This window comes from Bacteroides sp. 1_1_14 (genome assembly GCF_000162515.1).
In the GTDB taxonomy this organism is placed as follows: Bacteria; Bacteroidota; Bacteroidia; order Bacteroidales; family Bacteroidaceae; genus Bacteroides; species Bacteroides thetaiotaomicron.
In genome coordinates this window covers 114,809-131,082 of the sequence record NZ_GG774702.1, presented here as the reverse complement: position 1 = coordinate 131,082, position 16,274 = coordinate 114,809, and the positions used below count along the sequence as shown (strand labels likewise).

14 protein-coding genes are annotated in these 16,274 nt (G+C 50.0%); 10 read left to right on the top strand and 4 right to left on the bottom strand.

Going from position 1 to position 16,274, the window contains the following annotated elements:
* Window positions 1-66: 66 nt before the first annotated feature.
* The 3 genes from HMPREF9007_RS23910 to HMPREF9007_RS23920 all read right to left on the bottom strand — a co-directional run bounded on the left by HMPREF9007_RS23910 (window position 67) and on the right by HMPREF9007_RS23920 (window position 6,543).
* Complete coding sequence (locus tag HMPREF9007_RS23910) at window positions 67-5,040, bottom strand: N-6 DNA methylase (protein WP_005944238.1); 4,974 nt, start codon at window positions 5,038-5,040, stop codon at window positions 67-69.
* A gap of 588 nt (window positions 5,041-5,628) precedes the next feature.
* Window positions 5,629-6,261, bottom strand: a complete 633-nt coding sequence (locus HMPREF9007_RS23915) for a hypothetical protein (protein ID WP_004301315.1) — start codon at window positions 6,259-6,261, stop codon at window positions 5,629-5,631.
* A gap of 57 nt (window positions 6,262-6,318) precedes the next feature.
* Window positions 6,319-6,543 (bottom strand): hypothetical protein, encoded by a 225-nt coding sequence (locus HMPREF9007_RS23920; protein WP_004301314.1) that lies wholly within the window; start codon window positions 6,541-6,543, stop codon window positions 6,319-6,321.
* A 480-nt stretch (window positions 6,544-7,023) separates the two neighbouring features.
* Here HMPREF9007_RS23920 and HMPREF9007_RS23925 point away from each other — a divergent pair, with 480 nt between their 5' ends.
* The 4 genes from HMPREF9007_RS23925 to cobO are packed head-to-tail and all read left to right on the top strand — an operon-like array spanning window position 7,024 to window position 10,099.
* Window positions 7,024-7,746 (top strand): DUF6577 family protein, encoded by a 723-nt coding sequence (locus tag HMPREF9007_RS23925; RefSeq protein WP_004301310.1) that lies wholly within the window; start codon window positions 7,024-7,026, stop codon window positions 7,744-7,746.
* The gene (locus tag HMPREF9007_RS23930) at window positions 7,743-8,816 is read left to right on the top strand and encodes a nucleotidyl transferase AbiEii/AbiGii toxin family protein (protein WP_005944240.1); all 1,074 of its coding nucleotides are present in this window, start codon (window positions 7,743-7,745) and stop codon (window positions 8,814-8,816) included. The genes HMPREF9007_RS23925 and HMPREF9007_RS23930 overlap by 4 nt, the downstream gene beginning before the upstream one ends.
* Entirely contained in the window at window positions 8,813-9,547 is a 735-nt protein-coding gene (locus tag HMPREF9007_RS23935; RefSeq protein WP_008759637.1) for an ATPase, read from the top strand. The genes HMPREF9007_RS23930 and HMPREF9007_RS23935 overlap by 4 nt, the downstream gene beginning before the upstream one ends.
* 33 nt (window positions 9,548-9,580) lie before the next feature.
* Complete coding sequence (cobO, locus tag HMPREF9007_RS23940; RefSeq protein WP_004301307.1) at window positions 9,581-10,099, top strand: cob(I)yrinic acid a,c-diamide adenosyltransferase; 519 nt, start codon at window positions 9,581-9,583, stop codon at window positions 10,097-10,099.
* 148 nt (window positions 10,100-10,247) lie between these two features.
* Here the strand turns inward: cobO and HMPREF9007_RS23945 are convergent, their stop codons facing one another.
* Window positions 10,248-10,901, bottom strand: coding sequence for a M23 family metallopeptidase (locus HMPREF9007_RS23945; RefSeq protein ID WP_005944242.1), 654 nt, complete (start codon window positions 10,899-10,901; stop codon window positions 10,248-10,250).
* A 219-nt stretch (window positions 10,902-11,120) separates the two neighbouring features.
* Between HMPREF9007_RS23945 and HMPREF9007_RS23950 the strand changes: the two genes are divergently transcribed.
* Genes HMPREF9007_RS23950 through HMPREF9007_RS23975 form a run of 6 tightly spaced genes read left to right on the top strand, consistent with a single transcriptional unit; the run spans window position 11,121 to window position 16,274 of the window.
* Window positions 11,121-11,879: a DUF4099 domain-containing protein gene (locus HMPREF9007_RS23950; protein ID WP_004301304.1), complete on the top strand. Its 759-nt coding sequence runs from the start codon at window positions 11,121-11,123 to the stop codon at window positions 11,877-11,879.
* A 20-nt stretch (window positions 11,880-11,899) separates the two neighbouring features.
* The gene (locus tag HMPREF9007_RS23955; RefSeq protein WP_004301303.1) at window positions 11,900-12,124 is read left to right on the top strand and encodes a hypothetical protein; all 225 of its coding nucleotides are present in this window, start codon (window positions 11,900-11,902) and stop codon (window positions 12,122-12,124) included.
* Between the two features lie 16 nt (window positions 12,125-12,140).
* Complete coding sequence (locus HMPREF9007_RS23960; protein WP_008759636.1) at window positions 12,141-13,718, top strand: hypothetical protein; 1,578 nt, start codon at window positions 12,141-12,143, stop codon at window positions 13,716-13,718.
* 3 nt (window positions 13,719-13,721) lie between these two features.
* Window positions 13,722-15,110, top strand: coding sequence for a toprim domain-containing protein (locus tag HMPREF9007_RS23965; protein WP_004301301.1), 1,389 nt, complete (start codon window positions 13,722-13,724; stop codon window positions 15,108-15,110).
* Window positions 15,107-15,604, top strand: a complete 498-nt coding sequence (locus HMPREF9007_RS23970) for a PH domain-containing protein (protein WP_004301300.1) — start codon at window positions 15,107-15,109, stop codon at window positions 15,602-15,604. The genes HMPREF9007_RS23965 and HMPREF9007_RS23970 overlap by 4 nt, the downstream gene beginning before the upstream one ends.
* Window positions 15,585-16,274: a hypothetical protein gene (locus tag HMPREF9007_RS23975; RefSeq protein WP_004301299.1), complete on the top strand. Its 690-nt coding sequence runs from the start codon at window positions 15,585-15,587 to the stop codon at window positions 16,272-16,274. Before HMPREF9007_RS23970 ends, HMPREF9007_RS23975 begins: the two co-directional genes overlap by 20 nt.

Sequence of the window (16,274 nt, the reverse complement as noted above, 5' to 3'; positions counted from 1 at the left end):
AAGAAAAATCCCCCTGTCGAGTTATCGCAACCGAACAGAGGGAAAAGGTTAAGATATGATTATGGTTTAAGCGGCCTTAGTAGTAGGTTCGTATTCGGCAGCCGTTGTTTCGGATGGAGTTAGAGAGCGTTCCGCATCCTTGAGACTTTCGTCAATCTTCCGCTGCAGCTCCTTGCACTCCAGTTTGAGTTTTACCAATTCATCGGCTTTGCTCCACTGGCGGCCAACGATGTCCTGCAATATGGGGATTTCGCTTTCAATCCGCTCCACCGTCTTTTGTTGCTTCTCAATAAGTGAGGGCAATTTGTTTAGTGTAGCCTGCGGATATTGAGCAGATTCCACGAAGCCAAGCGGTAACGCACCTGTCAGTCCACAACGGTATTTAAGCCCGCTTGTCCCCTCGACAAAGAACGTGTTTCGGTCAAATGTACCGTTTATGCTGTACTCGCTGCGTACCAGCAAATTCAGCCCTGTAAACGTGCCAATCGTACCATACGCTCCGCTACGGTAGGTTTTGGCGATGCGGTGTAATTCCCGGCCTGTTTCCTCGGCTGTAGCTTGTGGCAGGTTGAGAAGTTGTGTTACTTTTGTCCCCTCGTAAGAGTTGAAGTATTCCCAATCCTTGATGAAACCGGCCTTTGTACGCTGTGTCTTTGCCATATCTTCCTGTCCGGCGGTTATTTTCCGCTCGGCACGGATGCGTTCTTTCTTGAAAATGGTCTGTTCCTTTTCCAACTGCATAATCTTGTTGTCGAGTTTTGCCTTGTTCAGCAAATCGGTGTTGCCGGAAAGGATTGCCACGAACTCGGCGAAGTTCATGCCGTTGTCCTCGTCCATGCCGCCCTCGTCGATACGGCGCACGGCGATTGTGCCGTTATTGATTTGGTTGATGAACATCTGCTTGTTTTTCAGCAAATTGAATTTGTAGGCATCAAGTGTCTTTTCCGTGCCGTAAATCACCACATCCACCACGTTGCCGCCCCACAGTTTCACGGTGTTGCCCTTGCGTACCGCCCTGCCGTTGCGCTGCTCCATGTCAGCCGGTCGCCAGGGAATCTCCAAATGATGCACCGCTACAGCCCTCTGCTGGGCGTTCACCCCTGTTCCTAACATGGTGGTGCTGCCGAAAAGCACACGCACCTTGCCGTTGTTCATGTCCTCGAACAGGCGTTTTCTTGCCCTTTCGGTGGTAGCACACTGGATAAACTGCACTTCATCGGTCGGAATACCGAGGTTCACCAACTTTTCTTTGATGTCGGTATATACGTTCCACTCATTCGGCTTGTATGTGCCGAGGTCGCTGAACACGAACTGCGTACCCCGGTTTTCATTTGAGCGCATATAATATTCATAGATTGTTCTTGCACAGATTGAAGCCTTGTTTTCGGCATCGTCGCTGAACTTGTCGCCCAACAAACGCATATCGAGAGCCATTTTTCGTGCCACATTGGTAGCTACCAACATTTTTGCCTTGTCGAGATTGTCGGGTTCGGGCGTATCAAGTCCCAAATCCTCCCACTGTCCGCTGTGTGCAAAGGAAACCAAACGGCCTATCATTTCCTCCTGCTGGATAGTGGGCGCATGAGAAAGAAAGCGCACATTTTTATCCGGTACATCGAGGTTTATCATGTCGGCGGTGCGGTAGTCGGTAATCTCACGCAGGAACATTGCCAGTTCCGGCACTTTGATGTAGGTGCGGAAACGCTCTTTACGCTTGATTGCACCTGTCACGTTCAGTTCATAATCGGCTGTTTTCTGCGTAAATATCGCCGCCCACGCATCGAAGCAAGAAATCTGCTGACGTTGCAATTCTCTTGGTCTAAGGTACTTAAACATCACATACAGTTCGGTCAGGGCGTTCACAACCACCGTGCCCGAAAGGAATGTTGCGCCGAGGTCACGTCCTGTCCGGTGCTGAATGTCACGGATGGCAAACAGCAGGTTCATCGCCCTTTGCGAGCCTTTGGTATTGCCGATACCGGCAACCCTCGTGTGGCGTGTCTGAAATATTAAGTTCTTGAAAATGTGGCATTCATCGACAAATATGTGGTCTATGCCCATCGAGTGAAAGTCCACCGCATCGTCTTTCCGCTCGTTGATTTTCATTTTCAATTCCTTAAGTTTGGCTGCGAGGTTCTGTTTGCGCTTCTCCAGACCGTCCTGCATCTTTCCGCTGCGGTAGCGCATGGTGGATTGTTCCAAGACTTCCAAATTGCGCTCCACATCGGCCAGTTCTTCGGTGAATATATCTATCATGGTCTGTTCCGATTGCGGTATCTTGGCGAACTGGTCGTGTGTCAGAATGATGCAGTCCCAGTTGTTGTTCTTGATTTTCGAGAATACCTCTTTGCGGTTAGCAGGAGTGAAATCCTCTTTGCCCGGATAAAGCACCTTTGCCGAGGGGTAAGCCTTGCGGAACGTGTCGGCTATTTCGTGAACATTGGCTTTCAAGCCGATAATGAGCGGTTTCTGCACCAATCCGAGGCGTTTCATTTCGTAAGCGGAAACGCACATTATCATCGTCTTGCCCGTGCCTACCTCGTGCCAGCAGATACCGCCGCCGTTCTGCTTAATCATCCAAATGGCATCTTTCTGTGAGGGATAGAGGCTGTCATACGGAAAATTCTCGAAAGAGAGCTGCGGGAAGGTCTGTGCCGAGCCGTCATAATGCGGACGGACATAGCAGTTAAACCGCTCGTTGTACACCCTTACCAATTCGTCCCTTACCTCTATCGGCTGACAGTCGAGCCACTGGTTGAAACGGTTTCTTATCTCCTGTATCTTGGTGGCCGCTTCCTGTATGGCTTCCTCGTCCGGCACTCGTACCGCTTCGCCGTTCCGCTCTATCTCTTTGGTTATTTCGGGAACGGTGTCCTGCAGGGCGTGTACGAACAAATCCTCTCCGTTGTAATTCTTTACGGAATAGGTGTTATAGACTACAGGGGAATATCCTTGTAGCCGCACTAAATAGGTGTCGTTCACGTCAAAATACATCACATCGGTTTCCGTTCCGAAAAGTTCTGTGGCAAAATCGGCGTACAGCTTCGTGTCAATCCAACGCTCGCCCATGTTGATGTCGAGTTCCTCGTAGGGTATCGCTTCGGGTATGGCTTCCTCCAATGCCTTTACAGCGGTTTCCGTCCAGTCCTTTTCCTTGCCTGTGAGATCGGGAAGATAAGAGCCTGTTTCCTTGCTTTTGGCGATGACGTTTCCGGCTATGAACTTGCCTTTGTGTTCCCATTCTCCGGTGGCAGGGTTATAGAATATCTCGCCTTTGAGGTCGTCGATAACCTCGTCCTCGTCCTTGCCTGTGGTCTGCATCAGATAGTCCATATCCACACAGCCGTAAAAGTTAAGGCAGCTTGCCAACGCTTCGCCCGGTGTCAGTTGCACGGTCGTGTCTATCTTCTTGAACGCTACAGGCTCACGCATGATGTCGGATTTGAATATGTCGCCCTTGACCTGCATTTCAATCGTGAACACTTCCACGCCGAGGCTGTCAAGCATGATAAACTCCTTGTTGTCATTAGAGTGGAAAAAGCCCCATTTGGCGACAAAAGCATCATAGCAAGCGTTCAGCCGTTCACGCAAATGCGGCTGTTCCGTCTGTTCCTCCTGCTCTTTGATTGCAAGTTCAAAATATGCCTTGCGGATAGAGAAATAGTCGTTAGCCCTCTCCGTGTTCACCTTGCCCTCGTCCACCGGGACAAAATCGGTGGCCGTCTCTTGGTATAGTTCGGATTTGCGGTATCGGATAATGCCCACCTGCCCCTCAAACAGTACCATTGCACCCTCTTTCATCCACGCTTCCGGCTCGTCCGTATAGGCTCGTCTGCCTTTTGGTGGCTGCTTAACGGCCACACTGCCGAAAAGGGACATTTGCGTGTGTATGCCGTCCTGTCCCTCACTTGTGAAAAGGCTTTTGCGGAAATAGCGGCCAAAGTCGAGTTTGAGCAATGCGGCGAGATACTGCGACATGGCGTTTTCATCACCCTGCCACTGGTATTTGCGTACATACTTGCCGTACTGGTTCATCGCAATGCGGCTGCCTGTGGCGAGGGTGGTTTTCGGTAATGTGAAAAGTTTGTTGGCGTATTCGGTCATTGCGCCTGTCGTGTCTGCCTTTTCCCTGCCGACCTGTAAAAAGAGCTGTTCCCTCTGCGAGAGTGCCGCCTTGTGAGTATGCTTTTGGAAGATCAGTAAATCGCTGCCTACCTCGATGCCGCTTGTGTACATGAAAAGCGTGTCGGGCATACGGATAGCACTAATCAAATCGGCATGGTTCACAAGGTATTCACGCACGAATTTGTTGCTTGGTGTATCGGCCACACCTCTTGATGTGACGAAAGCCAGCAGGCCGCCCTCGTTCAAAAGCTCCAAAGCCTTGACAAAAAAGTAATTGTGTATGGTCTTGGTAGCCTGCTCGTATATGCCGCCTTTCTTCCAGAGTTCCGCATCGAACACACGGAAGTTACCGAAAGGGATGTTGGAGGCTATGACATCGAATTTCGTATGTTCAAAACCCTGTTCGTCTATCGTTTCAAACCCGGCTGTCCGTGTAACCGTGTTGTCATTCAGCAGGGAGAGTATCAGACCCGAAACCGGGTCTTTTTCAATGGCATAGCCGCAGGTGTCGGACATGGCTACCGGGAGGAAACCGCCAATGCCTGCACTCGGTTCGAGGAATGAGCGCATTTGCAGCTCATTGTCCTTGAATGTGGCGTGTATCTGCTTTGCGACTACATCAATAAGGAATTTCGGGGTGTAGAACGCTGTCAGGACAGAGGCTTTCATGGCTTCCGTGAAATAGGGATAGGTGTCGATAAGTTCCTGCAACCGCCTTATCGGTTCTTCCATGTCGCCACTTACAGGCTTGTCCGTGCCGATGTTCAGCACTTCTTTGATACCGCCAAACCCCGAATATTGGGATAAGGTTTCTTTTTCCTCTGGTGTGGCTTGTCTGCCTTGAATGTGGATTTGTAACGCTGTCTTTATCGCTTCCACGTTTGCCACCAATGATTTCAATTTGTTGTAACTCATATTTAACCTTTCTTTTTATTTCCCTCTGTTCGGTCTGTTTGCGACCGCCGGGAAGATTTTTCTGCTTTCGGAAGGTGGCGAGGGACAATCGGACAAGGCTGAACCGGAAAAATACGCTCGACAGAGGGAGAGGAAGATTTTTGCGTGTCACTCGCGGCGGCACGTCGGCATTGGCAAGATTGGCACGGTCGGTTACCTTTGCGGAAAATTCTATCCCGTAGGTCGCACGGCAGCGGACTTGGGTTTAATGGGAATCCGTTAGAAAAGGAAAGATTATGGGTAAAAGAGTGAAGCGGTCAGCCGGGACGGACTTTCCGACGGACTGTCTTGGGACTACAGAGGGCAGGATTTATCCCGCCCCCTGTAATGCCAAGTCTGTCCGTGTCCGTCCTTTTGCAAAAAGGGGCTTCACACACTTTATGTAACATGTTACACAAAATGCGTGAGGTTGCTTGAAGCAAACTGGCCGCAGGATGTAAGGCTATAAGAGGGAGAACAGGAGTTTTATAAAAGGTCGTTGGTCGATCGGAACAACAAACCGTACCGAGACTTTGCCCGATACGGTCTTGTCGTTGCCCTGCATATAACTCAGTCTATGTCATAGCCTATCATGTATTCATCGTTGATAAGCAGATAATAGTAGCCGTTGCCACAATTCCGGTACTCTTTGCTGAATCCTGCCGCCATATCGCCATTTTCGCGTGGCTCGCACCACAGCGTACCGTCATAGCCGCAAAAGTCGAAGCGTCCGGTGGAAAACTTTTCACCTTGCTTCAGTGCCGTTCTGAAACGAGCCATATCCCAACTGCCGCAATACTTCTCGATGGTGGCAAGTCCGATACACTTGCCGTCGATGCGTGTGCCGGTCGTGATGCGGTTCTCGTAGAGGGATTTATCCAAATCGGCATTAGCGATTTTGCGAAGCCAATCATTCGTATGCGTGGCAAGCCGGGCAAGTTTCTGGTATTTCAAGACCAGTTTCTTTTCTATGTCCGCTGCATCTTCGGGAGAGGATGACGGATAGTATATCTTCTCAATGCTTGCCCAATCTGTGAAGATGTACCCGCTTTTGCGTTTTCCGAGTGCGATAATGCCGATGACGTTTTCGTTGCGGTTGATAAACAGCCGTCTGCGTTTTCCTGCAATCCTTACATATAAGGATGTAGGATTTTGTTCGTTGCGTAGATAGGCTTCTGCCGGATGAATTGTTGTTGTTTCCATATCTGTATAAATTTGTATAAATTTTGATTTTTGCTGTTCCTATTTTGGTTTACCTGTTCAAAGTTCCGGGATTGTGCCGTTCTTATATAGAACACCGTTCCGATAATGGGACACGATACCCGGCTTAAGTCCCATTTCCTCAAAGGCTATATGCCTGATATAGTCCTTGTATTCTTTGCCAATGAAATTCTTTCCACAAAGGTTGTTGAAAATCATAGGGACGGAAAAACCGTCTTCGCTCGACAATATCACTCTGCCGTCTTGTCTAATTTCTTCTACCATACTTGTTTACTTTTAATTGGTTGAACTATCATGCTGATTTTTATTTTTCCCTGCTTTCGTTTGCCGTGCAGGTTTGTTTTCAGCTTTTTGAGGCAGCCAGAGGATGAAGCTGTGGCATCATAAGCCAAACCCGGATAGAAAACCGACCGTGCAACAGTCTGTTTTCGTCATCCGAATGCAATGCGGCTTGGCGATTATGCGCTTCGTCCTACATTCGCCGACGAAAAGAGTAAAGAATGACCTGCCGATAAACGAGATGTGACAACAATAAAACAGGAAAATACGATTTGGTAAATTGTCATTGTACAATATTGAACAATCACTAAATATCGGCACAATTTTAATTTAGTGCCGATATTTAGTAGATGATGACAAAAGGTTATTTACATATAGATTGTTTTAAATAAATACAAATTTTCGGCACTATTTCTGAATAGTGCCGAAAATTTGCTATATTTGCAGGCAAAAACAGGATATAATATGAGTAACAAAACAACGACATCCATACTTGAATACGCTGAAGTACACCGTGATTTCAGCATGGATGACTTGTTTGCCTATCTTCACGAAAAGGTTGGCATAAGCAAGTCTTCCTTGTCATGGTATCTGTTCAAGCTCGTGAATGAAAATGCATTGGTCAGAACCGGACGCGGAATGTATGCTAAAGTCATGAAACAGTCCTTTGTTCCTAAACTCATAGGTGAAGTAAGAGAAATTTACGATTCGTTGCTGGTCAATTTCCCATTTGCGAAGTTCTGCGTCTATCAGGGGGATATTATCGCAACCTTGCAGCATCACCTTTCTTCCAACCGTGTTGTCTATGTGGAAACAGACAGGGATTCGGCAGAAACGGTTTTCAACTTTTTGAAAGACGGGAACCGTGACGTCTATCTGCGACCGGACAAAGATATGATTTACCGATATGTAGATATGGACAGCCGTGTCTTTTTTGTGAAAAATTTGGTCTCGGAAGCTCCTTTGCAGAAAGTATCAGATGTACCGATGCCTACACTGGAAAAGCTGTTGGTGGATATATTGAGGGATGCGGATTTCTTCTACCTACAAGGCAGTGAAAGCGAGCATATCTTTGAAAATGCCTTTAATCTGTACGCTGTCAATCGAAATCGGCTATTCAGGTATGCCGGCAGACGTAAGGCAAAAGAAGAAATATTGTCCATATTAGAAAATCTGAACATAAAATGATAAAGAAGGAGTGTTTTACGGCAGAATGGATCGAACAGGTTTCATCCGAATTGCACTATAATGATAAAAATCTGATAGAGAAAGTAATCCGTGCCCTGTCCCTGCTTGAAATGCTGGTTAAAGCCGGGTGTCCACTGGTTTTTAAGGGAGGAACGGCACTTATGCTCATACTTGGGAAATCTGCTCATCGTCTGTCAATCGACATTGATCTTATCTGTCCCCCTGGAACCAACATTGAAGACTATCTGAAATCATTTGCCGATTTCGGCTTCATCAATCTGGAACTTGTGGAACGCAAGCAACGGGATGATGCGGATATTCCCAAGAGCCATTCCAAGTTTTTCTATCAGATTGCATACCGAAATGACACCGATGCACAATCCTATATCCTGCTGGATGTACTCTACGAGGACATTCATTATTTCCGTACCCAACAAATAGCTATCAACTGCCCGTTCATACGGTTGGAAGGAAAACCATTGATGGTAACAGTCCCGTCCGCAGAAGATATTTTGGGCGATAAACTGACGGCTTTCGCTCCCAACACAACTGGAATACCTTATTACAAGAATGGAAGGTCCTGTTCGATGGAGATAGCCAAACAGCTTTATGATGTGGGGCGGCTGTTTGAAAATGTTTCAGACCTGCAGATTACCAAAGAAGCGTTCCGTAAGATTGCGGTGGTCGAACTTTCATACCGGTCTTTCGGAACGGACATAGGGCAAGTTTTCAATGACATCCGCCAAACGGCACTTTGTATCTCCACACGGGGAAAAGCCGGAGAAGGAGACTTCGACCTGATACAAGACGGAATCATCCGTGTCAAATCATTCATGTACAAGCAGCGTTATCTGATAGACCATGCCATTATTGATGCAGCAAGAGCGGCTTATTTAGCCACGTTAATTGAAAAGGGAATCAATGAAATAGAATCTTATTCCAACAACCCTGCCGATATAAAGGATATGGTCATCCGACCTTCGCTGCCCAACAAACTGAATAAGCTGAGAAGCAACCTACCGGAAGCCTACTACTATTGGGCAAAAACGAGTGAGTTATTGGAAGCATGAAGTTTTACGAACATCGAATGGAAAAGATAAAAGCCGTATTCAACTGGAGCGGGGGAAAAGACTCCGCGCATGCCCTTTGGCGAGCTCGTCAATCGGAGCTATACGACATCGTTGCCCTGCTCACCACAATCAATCGTGACTCGCAACGCTCCACCATGCACGGTATCCCACTCCCCTTGCTTCAGGCACAAGCAGACAGTATAGGTATTCCCCTGCATATCGTGAATCTCACACCCCAGGGGAACCTTGAAAATTACGCAGAGGCCATGACTTGCGCAGCCCTACATTTCAAGGAGCAAGGAGTAACCCATTTTATTTTCGGGGATATTTACTTGCACGATGTCCGTGCCTACAGGGAGCGACAACTCGCACCACTCGGAATAGAGGTTGTGGAGCCGTTATGGGGAGTAGTCTCCTCGGAAATCGTCATGCAGCAATACCTCGCTTCCGGACTGAAGACGGTCATCGTGACCACGCAAGCCGATGGCTTGGGAATGGATGCCATCGGTCGCGAGGTAGATGCCGACTTTATTGCCTCTCTCCCCAAGGAAATGGATCACAACGGAGAAAACGGAGAATACCACACGTTCTGCTACGACGGACCGATATTCTCCTCACCCGTACTTTTCCGACTGGGAACTCCCTTTAGCCAAAGTTATGACATCCGGCTTGAGGATGGCACGATTCAAACCTATACTTATTGTTTTGCCCATCTTTCCGCCGAACCATAACACGGATTACATTTGCAATCATAAATCAACAATATGGAAAACAAAGGATATATACATGTCTATACTGGCAACGGGAAAGGAAAGACAACGGCCGCATTTGGGCTTGCCATTCGAGTTTTGTGTGCCGGAGGAAGCGTCTTCATCGGACAATTCGTAAAGAACATGAAATATAATGAAACCAAGATCGAACATCTGTTTAACAACGTCCGCATCCAGCAATTCGGTCGGGGGTGCTTTATTGAAAAGAAGCCGGCACAAGAAGATATTGACGCAGCTTATGCGGGATTGGAAAGCTGCAAACAAATTCTCGCTTCGGGAGAGTATAATCTGGTCGTGCTCGATGAACTAACCATTGCCCTGTATTACGAGTTGCTTTCTATTGAGGAGGTATTGACGGCGATTTCTCGACGACATTCCGGGACAGAGTTGGTAATCACGGGACGGTACGCTCCGGCAGAATTGATCGACATAGCCGACTTGGTCACGGAGATGCGAGAAGTCAAACATTATTACACGGAAGGCGTCCTCTCCCGCAACGGGATAGACCGTTAGAGTCCGATCTCCCTACTCGGTCTTGGTTTCACAATCATTCAAATAAAAAATTACGATAAGTTCCAAAATGAAAAGTTCCCTGTTTTAATCGAAAACCACATCACCTAATGACACTCTTTTCGATTAGCGTTTGGCGACATAAACACTCTTACAACAGTCTGCTCAAAGCTGAAATGCACTCCTGCTGTGTAGTCCGGATGTAATCGAAAACGACCGACGGATCGACACTCTTGCCATTTAGCTTGCAGGTTATGTGCAAGTGCTCGCCTGTACTTCGTCCGGTCGAGCCGGTAATACCGACGGCATCACGGGGACGGACTACCGTACCCTTGGCGGTCAGCACCCGTGAAAGGTGGCAATAGCTGACGGTGTAATTTCCGTGCCGCAGGGTCACATACTTGCCGGACGTCTTGTCCTGTCCCACTTTGACGACCACCCCCTCCATCATGGCCAATACCTGCTCGCCCCGTGCGTGCAGGTCGATACCGCCGTGAAACTTCCTCTTTCCGGTAAACGGGTCTTTCCGGTAGCCGTATGGTGATGTAATTCTGATGCGCTGCAATGGATAAGACACACTGAGATAACGGTCAATCCACAACTTCTTACTTTCATCGGCAGGTTTTGTCGAAGTCTCCTGTACAGGAGCCATGCTTTCGGGTGTCGGCTCCGGCTTTTTCATACCCTCCTGCAAGGCTTCTACCTTGTATCTTTCTGGTGTCTTGGCAATCGTGTTGAACTGCGCCTGAGCGGGCATCGTGCAGAATGAAACACCCGATATTGCTATCAGTAAAATTTTTCTCATTCGGCAAAGTTATAACGGGAGTTTTCATGTCGGAAACAAACAGCCGTCATTTCTTGTATTGGTTTGATATTTTGCGTCTATTAGTACGATTTGAATTGAATAATCGTACTAATGAAGATAAAAACAGCATATTATAACCATTTATATAGCTGTATTTTTGTCCGTCATAATAAGATGTCTCTATCTTTGTATAGTACAATTTTATAATATGAATATAGTATGAAAAAAGTTCAGATTGAATTTGATGAATTACCTTTTCCGACACTGGAACGATTCGGTCTCACACGGGAGATGATTGAGGATTTGCCGATGCGTGTGTTGGACGACATCTGCGATGGTCGGCATTCTCCCGTGCTTCCCGTGCGTGTCACGGACGAGCATGGCGGGCAAATAGAGAGCCGTAGCCGCTTTGCCTTTATCCGCATGGACAACGGTCAGGTGGATGTGGTCTTCTATCCGGCACTGAAATCCTCTCCGTTGGAACGGTATGACGAAGCGCAGCAGAAACAGTTGCTCGACGGCAAGGCGATTGTCGCCGACGTGGAAATGGCGGACGGCCGGAGCAGCAAGGCTTTCGTGCAGATTGACACCGAGACGAAACAGGTGATGTATGTCCCCACGCCCATCATCGCACGCAACCTGAAAGTGCTGGCCGAGGTCATGCGCCTCGGTGCGGTGGAGGTAAACGGGATGCAGCACGGCGAGCCGCTGACGGTCGTCGTGGACGGCGAGTCTGCTACAGTGGGCATAGACCTTCATGCCAAGACCGGCATCCGCTTCTGTTCGGGCGACGCGCAGCAATGGCGCAACCAGCCCAAGCGCGAGTGGGACAAATACACCTTCGGGTGCTACGGTTGCTGGATCATGGACGATGACGGCAACCTTGACTACGTTTCGGAAGAGGACTACACCGAGGAGTTGTGGAACGAACAGAAGAAGAGCGGCGAACGCAACCGTGCGGCAGCCCTCCACAAGTAAAAACAATCAATCCGTAGATTATGGCACAAAACGAATATTATCCCGAAGAGGTACTTGTCGGGAAGATGCAGAGCGGCGAATACGGCTGGCTCGATTACGTCAATCATTTCTCCGCCGACTGGCAGGAGGAATACGCCCGTTACTGCGAGGAAAAGGGGCTTGCTGTCGGCAACGAATCCGCTGCCGAGTTTGTCCGCTTCAAGGACGAACAGCTGGAGGCAGCAATGGAACGCGGCGACGCATAACGAAAACAATCCGACTATGGCGATACGAACGAATACCAATCCCCGGCAGATGGACTTGCAGCCCGAAATGCGCAATATGCTGATGCGTAACGGCCTGCAAGCCCATGTTGCGCTTGATGGTTCAGGGTATCGGCTGATTGTGCAGGGGCATAATTCTCCGCTGCTGGTCTATCCGATAAGCGAACGTCAGATGTTGGCACTCACGGACTGGGGAACCAATACGGCCAACAAGAAAGCCTACAACGTGCTCACGAGCATCGTGGGCAAAGACTTCTATATGCCCAAGAACTTCGTCCATGCCCGCAATGCCAACGGGCGTGTGGCTATGGGGCTGCACGGCTACCGCATCGGCATCGGCGAGTACGGTCGCATGGGACGGATGGGAATGCCCCCGCCGTTCCTCGGCTGGACGCCACGCAACCAGTGGGGCTTGCACCTGCGCAGGGTCGGCGGCCAACTGTTCTTTCCGGGGCCGTCCATCGTACCCGAACGTCCCGACGGGCGCATGAAGCCCGGCGAGTTGCAATCGGGCGGTTACGGATTCTATTACAAGGGGCATCAACAGGCGCAACCCGTACAGCAACGGGACGTTCTGCAGGACTTGCAGGCGGTCATCACGCCGATGGTCAGCCGTCCGCGCAGCGGGGAACCGGCACGGTCGTACAAGGAGCTTATAGCCTCTCCGGTCTATTTTTCCAACGAGAAATTGGCGGAGTGCCTTGCCTCGCACGGTCTTGTCGTGGATGCGGAAAGGCGGACGCTGACTGTGCAGTCGGAAAGCGTCCAAGCCGATATGGTCTATGACCTGACGGAAAAGGAAGTGAGGACACTGGTTGCCGCACCCATCGAGGAACAACCCGTAGAAAAACGTCTGGAACTGCTGAACGGCATTATCGGGGCTGACTTTTCCGACAAAGTGACGATGGAGGCTCTCAACAGCGATCAACGCATCGCTATCGGCCTGCATCCCGAAGTACAGCAGGATTTGGAACAACGCCAACGGCAGGAGCAGGAGGCTTTCATGCCGGTGGAAACCTCGCTGCAACAGCAAGAGGAATCCATACAGGGCTATGTCGGTGCGGCAGTGGACGGGCGTGACCTCCAGTTTCTGAATGAAAACAAGGGATGGTATCGGGAAGAGAAGCACGGGCGGGAAGTTGAAGTGAGCCAGATAGCCGTTCAACCGGCACAAACCGAGGGGAAATACAGGATGACCGCTGTTATCGACGGTCAGGCTATCAGCCATGAGATAACCCAACGGGATTACGACAAGTTCCTTGCTGTGGATGATTATCACCGGATGAAGCTCTTTTCCAAGATTTTCAGCGAAGTGGACATGAAAACACGCCCGGAAGCACAACGGGGGCTCGGTACGAAAATCTTTGCCGCCCTCACCGCAGGTACGGTAGTCGCGGCGGGTGTCGCGCACGGCATCCACCATCACTGCCATGCCCCGGAGTTCTACGGCGAGCGTTTCGGCGGTCCGCCACGCCCGTACATCAAGCTGGGGGTCGATACACCGAGGGATATGGCCATCCGTTGTTTCGAGGCAGAGATGAACCGTGAAATCAATGATATGAGAATGGGGAGGTAAACCATGAGAGAGGGCGAACTGACTTATGACGATTTTCTGCGCAGGCTGAACATTCAGGACGTGCTTATCGACGCGGGCTATCACCTGAACCGGCGCGACGGCCTGCGCTATCCCTCGTATGTCCGGTTGGACAGCGAGGGGCGGCGCATCCGCAACGACAAGTTCATTGTCACGCAGCAAGGGAAATGCTGTTTCAAACCGCAACAGCAGAAGTCGTATAACATCATTTCCTTTATCAAGGAGCATCCGCATTTTTTTGCGGAATACCGTACAGGCGTGTCTCCCGACCGACTGGTAAACCTTGTCTGTAACCGGTTGCTGAACCATCCCGTCGCTGACCGGGACATCCGGATTATCCAGCCTAAACGGGATGTGAAGCCGTTTGACATGGCGGATTACGACATTCACCAGTTCAATCCGCAGGATCGGGCGACACAAAAGAAGTTCTATCCGTTCTTCAAGCATCGGGGCATCGACCTTTACACGCAGTATGCCTTTCATCGGAACTTCTGTCTGGCGACGAAGCATCGTGAGGACGGCATGAAATACACCAACCTCGCCTTTCCGCTGACCGTTCCGAAAGATACGGGACAGGTTGTCGGTCTGGAAGAGCGAGGTCGCCCTCGCATGGATGGCAGCGGCAGTTATAAAGGGAAGGCGGAAGGGAGCAATTCGAGCCAAGGGTTATGGATTGCCAGCCCAGCCAAAACTACGCTTACCGAAGCCAAGCATATCTACTGGTTCGAGAGTGCATACGACGCGATGGCCTATTACCAGCTTCATCAGGCCAACGACAAGGATTTGCGGAAAGCGGTCTTCATATCTACCGGTGGTAACCCGACGGTGGAACAGATGCGGGGTGTCCTCACGCTCTCGCTTCCTGCCAAGCAACACATCTGTTTCGATACCGACCTTGCGGGAATCGAGTTTGCCAAGAACCTGCAACAGGAGATGTACCGGGTTGTCCGTTCCACCATCGAGGAGACACCGGAGCGGAAGCCTTATCTGGATTCCGTTACTGACGGCAAGAACCTCGATGAAGGTGACATAGACCTGTTGCCCGACGCTTTGCGGTCGAGCTACGGGAAATATGAATCCGCATGGGAAGAAGCCATGTCGATGCGTTCGAGCGGCCTGTGCCATCCGGACGACATACGGGAACAGACGGATATCATGAACGGAAATTACAAGGAGTTCCGTGAAGGATTGCGGGAGTTCCTCGGTCTGGACAAGGCGAATGACGCCTCTTTTGTCCGTGAACAGCCTACCTATCCCAACAAGGACTGGAACGAACAGCTTTTGGCCGAGCAGAAACAGGAAGAGACGGTCGATGAGACACAGGCGAGAGAACAGTCACCGGAAGAGGAACAACAAACACACTTTCGCCGATGATGACCGATGCACCCACAGGACATTTCCAAAGTATCGTGCTGCAACCGCACGCCGGACAGTTCGTTATCGACGAGCTGCCCGCAATCGTATTGTGCTGTGCAGCATGGGTGTATGGTGGCATGGAGGGACTGCCTCTGACAGCTCTTGCCGTATCGGTTGCCGCATTGCTTGCTTTGGTATTGCTGTACCGTTTCATCTATCTGCGCCGGACACGCTACCACATCGGTAGCGAGCAGCTTATCAGCAGGCATGGGGTGCTGTCCCGGAAGACGGACTACATGGAACAATACCGTATCGTGGACTTTGTGGAACACCAAAACCTCATGCAGCAGCTTTGCGGATTGAAGACGGTACGCATATTCTCGATGGACAGGAATACGCCCCGGCTTGATTTGGTAGGTATCAGACACAACTTCGATGTGGTAACGCTTATCCGGGAACGGGTCGAGTATAACAAACGAAAAAAGGGAATATATGAAATCACGAATCATTAGCCTGGTCATTTTTGCCGTCTGCATGATGCCACACTGGGCGAAAGCACAAATCACGGCATCCAATCCGTTGGAATGGATGGCGTTGGCCGAGGGCAACGAGGTCATCAATGACCAGATAGAGAAACAGATAAACGGTCAGACGAAGACAGCGATGCTGCAGAACAGCATCGCCGCCGAGTTCAACCGCATTCACAAATGGGAGAAGCAATATAACAGCTATCTCAAGACGGCAAGCGGCTACGCTTCGTCGCTGAAAGCCTGCACCCACCTCTACAACGACGGCGTGAGAATCTTTCTCACGTTAGGGAAACTGGGCAACGCCATCAGGAACAACCCGCAGGGCATCATTGCCTCCATAAGCATGAACAACCTCTATATCGAGACGGCAACGGAACTGGTATCGGTCTTCACACTCCTGAATGACGCAGTGGCCAAGGGCGGCAAAGAGAATATGCTCACGGGAGCGGAACGCAGCAAGACCCTGTGGGCGTTGAACGACAAACTTTCGGCTTTCAGCCGGAAGCTACACCTGCTCTACCTGAGCATACGATACTATACCCTCAATGACATGTGGAACAATGTGACGGCCGGGATGCTCGACCGCAACAATGGGGAGGCGGCACGGATGGCCATGACCCGTTGGCGCAGGGCTGCCGTCCTCGCACGATAA